We start from the raw sequence: 13,892 nt of genomic DNA, 5'->3' as shown, positions 1-13,892 counted from the left end.
TATGCCATTATAAGTATAATCGCCTATGCACGTATCGATTGCCGCGGAGACCCTGTTCTATATCGGTCCTTTCCCCGTAACCAACTCCATTCTCGTGACCTGGATAACCATCGTGCTGTTCATCATCGCGGTCGTGCTCATCCGGATCAAGAAAAATATCGTTCCCACAGGCATCCAGAACGTTTTTGAATACGTGCTCGAAATGTTCTATAACATGGTCGTCGATGTTTTTGAAAGCGAAAAAAAAGCGCAGCGGTTCTTTCCTCTGATCGTCACGATCTTTCTGTTCGTCCTGATAATAAACTGGCTGGGCCTCCTGCCTGGCGTCGGCTCGATCGGGTTTTTCCGCCACGAAGGAGAACAGACCGTCTTCGTGCCCTTGCTGCGCGGCGCTTCGGCCGATCTGAACACGACGATCGCGCTGGCACTGATATCAGTGGGTTTTACGCAGGTCTTCAGCATCCGGGAGCTCGGCGTGATCGGTTTCTTGAAGCGATTCATCAAACTGAAGAACCCGATCATGTTCTTCGTCGGCGTCCTGGAATTCATCGCCGAGATCGCCAAGATCATATCATTCTCTTTCCGTCTTTTCGGAAATATTTTTGCCGGCGAAGTGCTCCTGGCCGTCATGTTTTTCCTGATCCCGTTCATCATTCCCCTGCCGTTCATGTTTCTGGAGATATTTGTCGGCCTTATCCAGGCGATAATATTCGCATTGTTGACGCTTTTCTTTATCAAGATCGCGGTAACCGAAGAGGAACATTAGTTTTTTAATTTAATGATGGGTAATTCATGTAAGGAGGCAAAATGGAACAAGGCGCATTGAAAACAATCGCAGCGGCGCTGGCGATCGGACTGGGCGCGATCGGTCCGGGCATCGGCATAGGGCTTATCGGCGCCAAGGCCACCGAGGCGGTGGGCCGCAATCCCGAAGCCGCCGGCAAGATACAAACACTGTTCATTCTGGGTCTGGCGTTCGCCGAGGCGATCGCGATCTACGCGTTGGTCGTCGCGTTGATCCTCAAATTCTTGTGATCCGGTCATGGAAGCACTGGGCAAGTTAGGCATCAACCCCCTGCTGCTGATCGCGCAGATCGTCAACTTTCTGATCCTGCTCTTCATTCTCCACCGGTTCCTGTACAAACCGATACTGAAACTATTCAAGGACCGTTCGCAGAAGATCGAGGAGGGTTTGAAGACTGCCGAGGACCTGAAACGCCAGGCTGGCGAGTCGGAGCAAAAACACAAGGTGTACCTTGACGAGGCGAAGAAAGAAGCGCACCGGATCGTCGAACACGCGGCAAAGCTGGGGGATGAGGAGAAGAAAAAGATCATCGAGATCGCCAACGAGGAATCGAGAAAGATCGTTGACCGGACCATGCAGGAGATCAGTCAGGAAAAGAAAAATATCATGGCCGATATCAAAAAGGAAGTCGGCGAGATGGTGGTCGCGCTGTCGACATCCATGATCAAAAAGACGCTGGATGAACAGGCACATCGGGCATTGCTGGATGAAGCCGTGAAGGAAGTGGAGAAAGAGCTTGAAAAAGCCGGCAAGCAGAACTGAAGATCAATTGACCGGGCAAGACCTGGACCCCGTATTCAACGACCTGGAGCTGGTTGAGTCATCCATCCACTCGTCCCTGAGACTCCGCGGCTATTTCGAGAACCCCCGCGTGCCGTTTGAAGAAAAGGTCAAAGCATTAAAGAAATTTTTCAAGGATTATATCAGCAACCAGGCTTATGATTTTATTTTCTACCTGGTGCGCGGCAACGCCCTGAGCACGCTGACCAGTATCATCCGCAATTACCGCCGGACCAGGGAGTCCAGCGGGATCCTGGAACTTGAGGTTAAAACCGCCTTCCCGCTTTCACCGGACGAAAAGGAACGGCTGGCGGAGAAGTTCAGCGCGAAACTGAAGCGTCCGCTGGTCATCCGCAACATCGTTGATCCCGGCATCATTGCCGGCATGGTCATTACCGCCGGCGATATCATGATCGATGTCAGCATCAAGGCCAAAATGAAGACACTTGCCAAACAGCTGCAGCAGGATTAAAGATAGAATGTTCTCAAACCAAGGAATATAATGGGTGAAGACAAAAAGATCAGGATGTTAAGCGACCTGCGCAAGGAACTCGTCGATTTTGAAAAGAAAGTATCGGTCGAACGGGTGGGAACGGTCATTGAACTCGGCGACGGCGTGGCCCAGATCCACGGCCTGGGCGATTGTTTCATGTCCGAGATGCTCGAGTTCCCCGGCGGCGTGTACGGGGTGGCGTTGAACCTGCTCAATGACCGGATTGGAGCGATCGTACTGGGCGATTACGAGAACATCAAGGAAGGCGACCAGGTCAAAGGGACCGGCCGGATCCTTGAGGTCGGCGTGGGACCGGAATTGCTGGGACGGGTGATAAACCCCCTGGGCAAACCTCTTGACGGCAAGGGACCGGTTAAAATAAAAGCCTATTATCCGATCGAGAAGATTGCGCCCCGCGTTGTCCAGCGGGAACCGGTCAACCGCCCGCTCCAGACCGGCATTAAAGCGATCGATAGCATGTTCGCCATCGGTCGGGGCCAGCGCGAGCTCATCATCGGCGACCGCCAGACCGGCAAGAGCGCGCTCGTCATCGATACCATTATCAATCAAAGAAAAGAAAATGTTTTTTGCATTTACGTTTCGATCGGGCAAAAAGAATCCAAGCTGGCACGGATCGTGAACGAGCTCCAAAATCACGGCGCCATGGATTACACGATCGTCGTGAACGCGGGATCGTCAGATTCCGCGGCTCTCAGTTACATCGCGCCCTATGCCGGGTGCGCGATGGGCGAGTATTTCATGGACCAGGGAAAAGACGCCCTGCTGGTCTACGATGACCTGTCCAAGCACGCCTGGTCGTACCGCCAGATATCGCTGCTGCTGAGAAGACCGCCGGGCCGCGAGGCTTATCCGGGCGATATTTTTTACCTGCACTCAAGACTGCTGGAGCGCGCGGCCAAGCTCAACAAGGCGCACGGCGGCGGTTCGCTGACCGCCCTGCCGATCATCGAAACGCAGGCCGGCGACATCACCGCCTATATCCCCACGAATGTCATTTCCATTACCGACGGGCAGATCTATGTCGAACCCGAACTTTTCTACCAGGGGATCAGACCGGCGATCAATGTCGGGCTTTCGGTGTCGCGCGTCGGCTCGGCAGCCCAGCTAAAAGCGATGAAAAGGGTCGCGGGTAAACTGAAGCTCGATCTGGCGCAGTTCCGCGAGGTCGCGGCATTCGCCGAGTTCGCCGGCGATCTGGATGCCGCTACCCGCCAGCAGCTGCAGCGCGGCAAGGTCATGACCGAGATCCTCAAGCAGGACCAGTACGTGCCAATGCCGGTGGAAAAACAGGTCATGATCGTCTTCGCCGGTATTTCCGGAATGATGGACGATATCGCAATCGAACGCGTGAGAAAATTCGAACAGGATTTCTTGAAATACATGGATTCCATGCACCAGGACATCGGCCAGGATATCAAGCAGACCGAGGACCTGAGCAAGGAAACCGAGGAAAAGCTGCGGGCTGCGGTCGAGGAATTCAAGTCCTTATTCAGCGCGGGATAAAAAATGGCGTCGGTTCGGGATATACGCAGACACATACGCTCGGTCTACAACATCAAGAAGATAACTAAGACGATGGAAATGGTCGCCAGCGCCCGCATGCAAAAGACTTCAAGTGCCCTCCTGGCGTCACGTCCCTATGCCCGGCTGGCCTGGACCCTGCTCAAGGACCTGTCGTCCAAGACCGAACGGGAACTGCATCCCCTGCTCCGCAGCCGGCCCGAATGCCGGCACTGCATGGTCGTTCTTTTAACATCGGACCGCGGTCTGTGCGGCGCGTTCAACATGAACGTGATCCATGAAGCGCTGAACCTGGCGGGGGACAAGGAACACGCGAGCTTCATCTGTATCGGTAAAAAAGGAAGGGATTACCTGATGCGCCGTGGTTACAATGTCATCGCCGAGTTCAGCAGCCTGAGCGCGCCCGTGAATTTCCTGCAGGTCGGACCGATCGCCCAGATTGTGATCAAGGAATATACGAGTGGCAATGTTGATGAGGTAAACGTTGTGTACGGCGACTATATCTCCCATATGGTGCAGAAACCGACCGTGCTGAAGTTATTGCCGCTGCAAAAAGTTAGCGGCCGGGTTGAAGGTCCCGAAACCGCGGCCGGCGAGTACATCTACGAGCCAACCGCCCAGGAGGTTGTTTCGCAGCTCGTACCGCGCATCATCGAATACCAGGTTTACGCTTCGATCCTGGAATCACAGACCTCGGAATTCGCGGCCCGCATGATCGCGATGCGGAACGCCACGGACAACGCGCAGCAACTGATCAAATATCTGACCCTGACCTATAATAAAGCCCGTCAGGAAGGGATAACCAAGGAGCTCACCGAGCTTTCCAGCAGCAAACTGGTTATCGAGGAGCAATGAGCTATGACCATGAATAAAACGGCAAAGGCGAACAACAAAGGAAGGATACTACAGATCATGGGACCGGTCGTGGACGTGGAATTCGGCGAGAAATTGCCGGAGATCTACGGCGCGCTGACCGTTGCAACCGATAGCAGCAACCTGGTTCTGGAAGTACAGCAGGATCTGGGTTGGAACACGGTTAGGACCGTCGCCATGGGACCGACCGAGGGACTAAAAAGAGGCATGGATGCGGTCGATGCGGGCCAACCGATCACGGTGCCGGTCGGCCCCGAGACGTTAGGGCGGCTTTTCAACGTCCTCGGCGAGCCGATCGATGAAAAAGGGCCGGTGATAACCCAAAAGAGAATGCCGATCCACTGCAAACCTCCCGCATTCAAGGAACAGTCGATCCAGGTGGAGATCCTGGAGACCGGGATCAAGGTCATTGACCTGATCGCGCCGATCATCAAGGGCGGCAAGGTGGGGCTGTTCGGCGGGGCGGGCGTGGGCAAGACCGTGGTGGTCATGGAACTGATCAGGAACATCGCGCTCGAGCACGGCGGCGTGTCGGCGTTCGCCGGTATCGGTGAAAGGACCAGGGAGGGCAATGACCTGTACCTGGATATGACCCGTTCCGGCGTGATCGACAAAACCGTCATGGTGTTCGGGCAGATGAACGAGCCGCCGGGCGTGCGGTTACGGGTCGGGCTGGCCGCCCTGTCCATGGCCGAATATTTTCGGGATACGGAGAAAAAGGACGTGCTTTTATTCATCGATAACATTTACCGCTTCACCATGGCTGGTTCCGAGGTCAGCGCGCTTTTAGGCCGGATCCCGTCCGCGGTCGGATACCAGCCGACCCTGGCCACGGAAATGGGCGAGCTTCAGGAACGGATCACTTCGACCAAGCACGGGTCCATAACCTCGGTCCAGGCGGTCTACGTGCCGGCGGATGACCTGACCGACCCGGCGCCGGCAACGACATTCGGCCATCTTGACTCCACGATCGTTCTTTCCCGCCAGCTCACCGAACTGGGGATCTACCCGGCGGTCGATCCGCTCGATTCGGCGTCCACGATCCTCGACCCGCGGTTTGTCGGCGAGGAGCATTACCAGGTCGCGCGGGGCGTGCAGAAGATCCTGCAGCGCTACAAGGATCTCCAGGACGTCATCGCCATTTTAGGGTTCGAGGAACTTTCCGAAGAAGATAAATTGATCGTGACCCGCGCGCGCAAGATCCAGCGGTTCCTTTCCCAGCCGTTCTTCGTGGCCGAGAAATTCACGGGACGGCCCGGAAGGTACGTGCCGCTCCACGACACGATCAAGGCTTTCAAGGCGTTCCTCGAGGGCGCCTGCGACACGGTCAACGAGCAGTCATGCTATATGATGGGGGATATCGCCGACATTTTGTAGACCGGTCAAAGGCTTTAAAACCAAGGTCATGACATCATGAAATTCAAACTGGAGATCGTAACACCCGAGCGGCTGATGTTTTCCGACGACATCGACGTATTGACGACGCCGACCACGCAGGGTGAGATCAGTATTATGGCGCATCACGTGCCCCTGGTGACCATGATCGCGCCGGGCGAGATCAAGATCAAGAAGAACAAAGAAATAAGTTTCATGACCGTCACCGGCGGGTTCATCCAGGTCGCCATGAACAAGGTGACCCTCCTTGCCGATGCCGCGGAGCGGGCCGAGGAGATCGATGTTGACCGGGCCGAGCGCGCGCGCGAACGGGCGCGGAAAATGCTGGCGGAAAAGCACCTTGATAGTATAAGCCACACCGATGCTGTGGCCGCGCTGCAGCGTTCACTGCTAAGGCTCAAGGTCGCACGCCACCGGACAACGCGGGGCGGGGACTACGGCTCCGCGCAATAAGGTTATTTAGATCATGGCCCGGTCAGACCGCACGATCCAGGCGCAATCGTTGATCCTTGTCTATCTTGATGAAAAACGCGAGTATCTGATACAGGCACAGCCCCGGTTGAAGATCTCGACCGACTACGGCGACATTAAACATGATGACATCATCGGTAAACCATACGGATTCGCCGGTCGAACGCATCTGGGCACGCCGTTTTACTGCCTTAAACCCAGCACGAGCGAAATGATGATGAGGGTCAGGCGGACCACGACGATCGTCTACCCCAAGGACTTTGGATACCTTCTACTGGAGACCGCGGTCGGTCCCGGCTCGCGGGTCATCGAGGTCGGCACGGGTAGCGGCGCCCTGGCCTTGACCCTGGCAAAATTCGTGGCGCCGGACGGAATGGTATATTCTTATGAACGGAAAGAAGAATTCCTGGAAAACGCCAAGAAAAACATTGTAAGGGCGGGCTGTGAAGCGAATGTCGAGTTCTTTTGCCGCGACGCAGGCTTGGAAGGTTTTATCCAGGACGATGTTGACGCGGTCTTCATCGATGTGCCCGAGCCCTGGGAGATCGTCCCGCACGCCGCGCGGGCGCTCAGGGACGGGCATCACCTGGTAAGTTTGAGCCCCAACATCGAGCAGGTGAAAAGGACCGTTGATGCCATGCTGCAGAATGGTTTCGTGAAGGTCCGCGTATGCGAGAACCAGCAGCGCGAGATGCTGGTCCGCGAGCGCGGGGTCAGGCCGCGCGAGCGGGGGATCACCCACACTGCGTACCTGATCAGCGGATACAAGGCGCAAAAGCCGGAAAACATTGAGTAGGGTATTGAGACACTACGGTGTCTGTTTTTTCCAGTTTGTATACTGCTGATCCGGTAGTAGTGTACAAGAAGATTCTACCGGAGTAAAACAACCTTTTTTGCGCATTTATAATTATTCGTTTCAAGTTGTATAAAATATATGCCGGAGGGCACAGGCAGTTCGTTTTGGTTAGTACCTGACCATATGATGTGTGTTGATTGTTTGACCGCCGGCTCATTCCATTGTTTCACTAAACAGCCGGCAGCCGAATATATTTTTAGTGCAGCGGCAGTATGACCCGATTCTGGAATCCTCGGTTCGCCAATTTCCTCCAAATTGTAATATATATGCAAATGCGAATTAAAAGGATTCGGAGAAGCATTGATTACCACGCGGTCTTGGCTGCATCTATCCTTGAGAAGGTGCTGATCGTCCTCTGCGATTGATGTCTCGGCTGCCAGCCTGATCAACCAGATATCATAGTTTCCCGACGCATAATAATAATCTCCGGCACAGATATATCCGCCATCCCGGGTCTGGCGGATCGATTGGCCGTATTCATGAAAGCCATGCCCGAGCGTTTTGGTCCACGAACAGTTGCCCGTGGAATCAAGTTTCATAATCCACAGATCGTAAATCCAATTGGTTTCTTTATAGCCGCAGGCAATGAAGCCGCCATCGGCCGTCTGAACGCCTGACTCGGCATATTCGTAACCGGTATCGCCCAAGGTTTTGGTCCACAGCGTATCGCCCAAGGAATCGGTTCTGATAAACCAGGCGTCCGCATGCCCGTTGCCAAAGCTCATAGTCATACCGGTGATGAAATAACCGTGATCCTGCGTTTCAACCATTTCATAGACAAAATCATAATTTGTACCGCCATATGTTTTTGACCACTGAGCATTCCCTTGGGAGTCAGCTTTTATCATCCAGCCATCTGACTGACCAGCACCATAAGAATACGTACCGCCAAGAATCATGTAGCCTTTGTCTGATGTTTGAAGAACCCTCGTACCACCGTCATTCAAAGAACCACCGTAGGTTTTTGTCCATATAGTGTCACCAGCTGAATCGACTCTCAATAACCAAAGATCATTCAAACCGGAACCAGAGGAATTAGTAAAACCGACAACGATATATCCGGTATCTGTAACCTGTTTTGCCATGGATGTGCCCTCTGTACCGTCGCCACCAAAGGTTTTCGTCCACAGCGTGTCGCCTAAGGAATTGATCTTTATCAGCCAGACATCCGAGTTACTACCACCGTCATTGCCGCGCCGACCGGCGATCATATAGCCACCATCGACAGTGCATTCGATCCATTCACTGCCATCATTGTAGAAGCCGCCGTAGGTTTTTGTCCACAGCGATTCGCCCAACGAATCAGTCCTGATAATATAAATGTCCATATCACCAGCACCATAGGAAGCCGTGCCGCCAGTCAATATGAAACCACCGTCATTAGTTTGCTGAACGCAGCGTGCAATGTCGCCATTAAACCCGCCGTAGGTTTTCGTCCATAACGTATCCGGTTGGGCAGAGAGCAGAAAAACGGTGATACAGACCACTGCGAGAGCCCTTGTCAGTCCATGCATCCCCATGGCTACCTCACGACCACGATTTTTTTAGTGACAACAGCACTGTCTTGCCGTAGCATGAGTACATATATGCCACCTGGAATGCCGTGCGCATCAAGACGCCGGTAGTAATAGCCAGGTTTTAGGTCGTGCATGACCATCCTTGAAACTGCAGTTCCGATCACGTTGTAAAGGATTAGCTCGGCATTACCTGCTGCGGGAATGCCGAATTTAACAGAAATGTTTTTATCGGCCGAGACAGTGGGCAAGAAAATGGTCAGTTGCCGCGGTCGTGGATTATCGGTCTGCTGGGATTGCCCGCCGCCACCAGTAACAACCTGGCAGGTGATCTGTCCGGGATGCGTAACCTGCATGGTGCCCGGCCAGTTGGTCCAGACTTCGGTATGCGGTGAACCAAAGAGGTTGTTGCAGTAACACATATGTCTATAGTTCCATTGATCCCAGATAACGGTTGTGCCGGTCTTGGATAGGGCTTCAGCATAGCCCAACCGTGCATAAGGATAACTGCCCGACATGAATATGAGCTTGTAGAATTCGTATTCTAAGTTCAATCGTATACCCTCCTCTAAGTATGATGGGGATAAAGATCAACAATATGATGCTATTTATTTTGCTCATTTCTACGTCCTTGATACTTATCATATTCTAAGCACCAGACGAAAAATGTCAAGGGTAGCAGCGCATCCACTGAAATTCTAAGAATATGTTGATTTGCTATCGAATGAAGATTCTCATCCTTCCGGATTGACATCAGGAATTATTGCGTTATAATTGATGGCAATTAAAAATAAAAAGGGGGAATAATATGCACTGGTGGATATGGCTTATAATAGTACTTTTTTTCTATTTCCTGATCGGGATCAGGATCGTGCGACCCACGCACCGGGGTTTGATCGAAAGGCTGGGCAAATACGTGCGTTTTGCCAACCCCGGATTTCACTGGATCGTGCCGATCATCGAAAAAATGTACCGGATCAATATTACGGAACTGATGGTCGATGCCGAACCCCAGGAGATCATCACCAATGACAACCTGAACGCACGCGTCGACGCCCAGGTTTATTTCAAGGTCAAAACCGACGAAGAAAGCGTAAAAAGCTCGTTATATAATGTCAATAACTACAAGTGGCAGATCGTTAACCTCGCCCGCACGACCCTGAGGAATATCATCGGCACCCTGACCTTGAAATCAGCCAACAGTGAACGGGGTAAGATCAACTCCGAGCTCCACAACACCCTGCGTGAAGAAACCCAGAGTTGGGGCATCGAGATCGTCCGGACCGAATTGAAGGAGATCGACCCGCCCAAGGACGTTCAGGACACGATGAACAAGGTCGTCAAGGCCGAGAACGAAAAGATCGCCGCGATCGACTACGCGACGGCGCGCGAGACATCTGCCGACGGCGAAAAGCGCGCCAGCATCAAGGAAGCCGAAGGTATCAAGCGGGCGCGGATCCTGGAAGCCGAAGGCGAGGCCGAGGCGATCCGGCTGGTGAACGAAGCCGCGGACAAGTATTTCATTGGCAACGCTCAGCTTTTGAGAAAGCTGCAGGCGCTGGAATCGTCCCTGGCGCACAACGCGAAGATCGTGCTGCCGGCCGGGTCAGAACTGGTCAACGTCATCGGCGAAATGGCCGGGGTCCTGCCTTTGAACCGCAAGTCAAAGGAAAAAGAATAACTGAATAAATGAAATAAACTTGGGGTCAAATCTTCACATTATACATTAATACATAAGGCTTGACTTTCTACCAATGTTGAATAAACTCCGGCGTGGCGAGATCATTAAGGATTCAATACCCTGGAGCATACTATCATATTACATGCCGGGGGATCGAGCGCAGAAATATCTTCCTGTGTGATGGAGACCGCCAGCGTTTTCTTACATTACTAGAAGGATCACTTAATACATATAAGGTAGTATTGCATGCCTATGTCTTGATGCCCAATCACTTCCATTTGCTAATTCAAACGCCGAAAGCGAACTGTGCAGAATTTATGCGTCATTTCAACATCTGTTATACGGGCTGGTTCAATTGGCGCTATGGTCGCTGCGGTAATCTTTATCAAGGTCGTTATAAGGCATTTTTAATTGATGTAGACTCCTATTTTTTGGAGGTATCGCGCTATCTTCATTTAAATCCAGCACGGACGCAAAAAATAACAACAGAAAATTACCAAAAGCAGTGGATTTTTACGAGGGATTATCACTGGAGTAGTTTAAAGGGGTATCTGGATGAAAAGAAAAAAGAGCGTTTTGTAGAACACAGCATACTATTGTCTATGATTAAAGACCGCCGGCAATACGCTGAGTTCATAGCCGATGGATTAAAACGGGATATAGAAAATCCTTTTAAAAATGCGCATGGCGGATTGATTCTTGGCGATGAGGACTTTGTTACAAGAGTAAAGCAGTTCGTCGAACACGAATCTTTACGTGAGCAACCTGCTTATCGTGAATTACACCTTGCTTCACTGGAACCTCTGCAGGTGATAGACATCATTAAACATGAGTGCGGGATCAATGAGGATATATTGCATGCGCGTCATCGCCATGGTGCGCTGCGGGGCATGGTTGCAGAGTTGTTATACAGGCATTGCAGTATAACGCAATCGCAGATCGGTGAATTGTTAGGCGGCATTGACTATATCTCTGTGCATATGATGCGCAAACGCCTGCAGGTCAAGTTGGCGAAAGAAAAAAAGTTGAAGGAACAATTCATCAAGCTTGAAGCCAAGATAAAAGCGAATCTGAAAAATGTATAATGTGAAGATTTGACCCCATTGCCCCATGAATCATATATCCCCCTGCGGCATACATGTAATTCTTATTGAATATTTTATGGTTTCCATCGAAGGAGGATTATTATGGGCTTTTGTGATGAAAAGGAGAATAATAAATTGCCCTTGACGGTATTGAAAAAATCTGTATAATAAACAATGGTAACCATAAAACTTCAGGAAGGCCTTACTTTTGATGATGTTTTATTGATCCCACGCTATTCCAGCATAATCCCAAGAGATTGTAACGTAACCACCCAGTTCACGCGGCACATAAGTATGAACATCCCCCTGGTCAGCGCGGCGATGGACACCGTGACCGGATCGGCCATGGCGATCGCGCTGGCAAAAGAAGGAGGCATCGGCGTAATCCACAAAAATACCGGTATCGACGAACAGCAGGCCGCAGTAAGGAAGGTCAAGCGCGCCGAGAGCGGCATGATCAGCGATCCGATTACGGTGACTGAAGATACGGAGATCGGCCTGGCGCGGCGGCTCATGGACAAATTCGGGATCTCCGGCGTCGTGGTCATTGATAAGGACAACCGGCTGATCGGTATTCTGACCAACCGCGATATCATTTTTGAGACGCATGGGAACCGGAAGGTGCGCGAGCTCATGACCCGCGAAAAGCTGGTCACGGCGCCCGAAGGGACGACCCTGGAGCAAGCAAAACAGATACTGAAAAAACACCGGATCGAAAAACTGCCGATCATTGACCGGACCGGCCGGCTCAAGGGTCTGATCACGACCAAGGATATCATCAAGAAAATGGAGTACCCGCGGACGATCACGGATAAGCGCGGCCGGTTGCGTTGCGCGGCCGCGATCGGGATCGACAAAAGAACGATGGACCGGGCCGCGGCCCTGGCCGAAGCCGAGGTTGACGCGATCGTCATCGACACGGCGCACGCCCATTCCAAGGGCGTTATCGAAACCATTAAAAAGGTGAAAAAGGCGTTCCCCCGGGTTGAACTCGTCGCCGGCAACATCGGCACGGCCGAAGCGGCGCGCGAACTCCTGCGGCTCGACATCGACGGCATCAAGGTCGGGATCGGGCCCGGTTCGATCTGTACGACCCGCGTGATCGCCGGGATCGGCATGCCACAACTGACCGCGATCATGGAGTGCGCGGGTGCGGCAAAGCGACGGCAGGTCCCGATCATTGCGGACGGCGGGATCAGGTATTCCGGGGATATCGTGAAAGCCCTGGCCGCTGGAGCGTCATGCGTCATGATCGGCAGCCTGTTCGCCGGGACCGAGGAAAGCCCGGGTCAAACCGTGCTCCTGGAAGGCCGGCGTTACAAGGAGTACCGCGCGATGGGATCCTTAGACGCGATGGCTAAGGGCTCGGCCGACCGCTATTTCCAGGAATCGGCCACAAAGTTCGTACCCGAAGGAGTGGAAGGACGGGTGCCTTACCGGGGGTTGGTGAAGGAAGTGATCTTCCAACTGGTGGGGGGACTGAAATCCGGCATGGGTTATTGCGGGGCAAAAGACCTGACCAGGCTTCGCGGCCGGGCGCGTTTCATGAAGATCAGCCCGGCGGGCTTGAGGGAAAGCCACCCGCATGACATTACCATCACCAGGGAAGCGCCCAACTATGAAATCCGAGGATTATAGCAAGCCGTTCACGTTGATCGGTCCGTACTATGATAAATTGATGTCATTCGTGAACTATCCTTCATGGATCAGTTATATCGAAAAGATCCTGAGCCTAAATGCGATCCGCGAAAAACGGATCTTTGACCTGGCCTGCGGGACCGGCGTCTGCCTCGAGCTCTGGTTGAAAAAAGGGTATGAAGTGATCGGCCTGGACGTATCCGCCGCCATGCTTGAGACATGCCGGAATAGGCTTACGCAGTATTCGAATTTCCGACTGATCCAGGGCGACATGCGCGATTTCCAGCTGGATGCTGCGGTGCCGGTCATAACCTGCCTGTACGACAGCTGTAATTACATGCTGGAACCCGACGACCTGTACCGGTGCTTCAAGTGCTCGTACGAAGCGCTTGTCCCCGGCGGTATCTATATTTTTGATATGAACACGCTGCACGCGCTGGAGGACGAATGGGGCAACCAGACCTTTACGCGCAAGGACAATTCGGTCTATTCGACCTGGTCGAACACCTTTGATAAGCAGCAGCGGATATCGTCGTTGAAGCTGACGCTGACCGTTTACGAAGACGGCCGCGAGGTCGCGCTCAAGGAATTCCACCAGGAACGGGCGTACACGCTGACCGAGATCAGCAACGCCCTGTCGCGCGCCGGGTTCACTTTTTCCCTGTACCGGCATTTGACGTTCAACCCGGCGAGCGAGCATGACACGCGGATCATGGGCGTAGCGCTGAAGTGGTGAGAAGCAATGGGGATAAGGGGATT

15 protein-coding genes are annotated in these 13,892 nt (G+C 52.9%); 13 read left to right on the top strand and 2 right to left on the bottom strand.

All coding sequences use genetic code 11. The annotated features are described in order from the left end of the window. Positions 1-25: 25 nt before the first annotated feature. Genes atpB through VF399_05380 form a run of 9 tightly spaced genes read left to right on the top strand, consistent with a single transcriptional unit; the run spans position 26 to position 7,155 of the window. Positions 26-766, top strand: coding sequence for a F0F1 ATP synthase subunit A (gene atpB, locus VF399_05420; protein HEX7319779.1), 741 nt, complete (start codon positions 26-28; stop codon positions 764-766). Positions 767-807: 41 nt separating this feature from the next. After that, positions 808-1,035, top strand: a complete 228-nt coding sequence (atpE, locus tag VF399_05415; protein ID HEX7319778.1) for an ATP synthase F0 subunit C — start codon at positions 808-810, stop codon at positions 1,033-1,035. 7 nt (positions 1,036-1,042) lie between these two features. Next, the gene (atpF, locus tag VF399_05410; protein ID HEX7319777.1) at positions 1,043-1,567 is read left to right on the top strand and encodes a F0F1 ATP synthase subunit B; all 525 of its coding nucleotides are present in this window, start codon (positions 1,043-1,045) and stop codon (positions 1,565-1,567) included. Then, entirely contained in the window at positions 1,542-2,057 is a 516-nt protein-coding gene (gene atpH / locus VF399_05405; protein ID HEX7319776.1) for an ATP synthase F1 subunit delta, read from the top strand. The genes atpF and atpH overlap by 26 nt, the downstream gene beginning before the upstream one ends. Positions 2,058-2,087: 30 nt before the next feature. Continuing rightward, positions 2,088-3,602 carry a F0F1 ATP synthase subunit alpha gene (atpA, locus tag VF399_05400; protein ID HEX7319775.1) on the top strand — a complete coding sequence of 505 codons (1,515 nt, stop codon included), beginning with the start codon at positions 2,088-2,090 and terminating at the stop codon, positions 3,600-3,602. A 3-nt stretch (positions 3,603-3,605) separates the two neighbouring features. Beyond that, positions 3,606-4,475 carry an ATP synthase F1 subunit gamma gene (gene atpG, locus VF399_05395; GenBank protein ID HEX7319774.1) on the top strand — a complete coding sequence of 290 codons (870 nt, stop codon included), beginning with the start codon at positions 3,606-3,608 and terminating at the stop codon, positions 4,473-4,475. 9 nt (positions 4,476-4,484) lie between these two features. Next, on the top strand, positions 4,485-5,870 hold the full coding sequence (gene atpD, locus VF399_05390) for a F0F1 ATP synthase subunit beta (protein ID HEX7319773.1): 1,386 nt from the start codon (positions 4,485-4,487) through the stop codon (positions 5,868-5,870). A gap of 36 nt (positions 5,871-5,906) precedes the next feature. Further along, entirely contained in the window at positions 5,907-6,341 is a 435-nt protein-coding gene (locus VF399_05385) for a F0F1 ATP synthase subunit epsilon (GenBank protein ID HEX7319772.1), read from the top strand. A gap of 13 nt (positions 6,342-6,354) precedes the next feature. Then, complete coding sequence (locus VF399_05380) at positions 6,355-7,155, top strand: tRNA (adenine-N1)-methyltransferase (GenBank protein HEX7319771.1); 801 nt, start codon at positions 6,355-6,357, stop codon at positions 7,153-7,155. A gap of 74 nt (positions 7,156-7,229) precedes the next feature. On the opposite strand, the gene VF399_05375 is transcribed toward VF399_05380, so the two are convergent. After that, positions 7,230-8,735 carry a T9SS type A sorting domain-containing protein gene (locus VF399_05375; protein HEX7319770.1) on the bottom strand — a complete coding sequence of 502 codons (1,506 nt, stop codon included), beginning with the start codon at positions 8,733-8,735 and terminating at the stop codon, positions 7,230-7,232. 2 nt (positions 8,736-8,737) lie between these two features. Continuing rightward, positions 8,738-9,283, bottom strand: a complete 546-nt coding sequence (locus tag VF399_05370) for a T9SS type A sorting domain-containing protein (GenBank protein ID HEX7319769.1) — start codon at positions 9,281-9,283, stop codon at positions 8,738-8,740. 254 nt (positions 9,284-9,537) lie between these two features. Between VF399_05370 and VF399_05365 the strand changes: the two genes are divergently transcribed. From VF399_05365 to VF399_05350, 4 genes are all read left to right on the top strand, one after another. Continuing rightward, positions 9,538-10,410, top strand: coding sequence for an SPFH domain-containing protein (locus tag VF399_05365; GenBank protein ID HEX7319768.1), 873 nt, complete (start codon positions 9,538-9,540; stop codon positions 10,408-10,410). A gap of 92 nt (positions 10,411-10,502) precedes the next feature. Further along, the gene (locus VF399_05360; protein HEX7319767.1) at positions 10,503-11,495 is read left to right on the top strand and encodes a transposase; all 993 of its coding nucleotides are present in this window, start codon (positions 10,503-10,505) and stop codon (positions 11,493-11,495) included. Between the two features lie 174 nt (positions 11,496-11,669). Next, positions 11,670-13,133, top strand: coding sequence for an IMP dehydrogenase (guaB, locus tag VF399_05355; GenBank protein ID HEX7319766.1), 1,464 nt, complete (start codon positions 11,670-11,672; stop codon positions 13,131-13,133). Next, entirely contained in the window at positions 13,114-13,869 is a 756-nt protein-coding gene (locus VF399_05350) for a class I SAM-dependent methyltransferase (GenBank protein HEX7319765.1), read from the top strand. The genes guaB and VF399_05350 overlap by 20 nt, the downstream gene beginning before the upstream one ends. The last annotated feature ends 23 nt before the right edge of the window (positions 13,870-13,892 follow it).

It is taken from the genome of bacterium (assembly GCA_036382775.1).
Taxonomy (GTDB): Bacteria; Hydrothermota; Tepidihabitantia; order SM23-42; family JAOAFX01; genus DASVHD01.
Note: the sequence above shows the minus strand (reverse complement) of the source record. Positions and strands in the feature narration are given on the sequence as shown.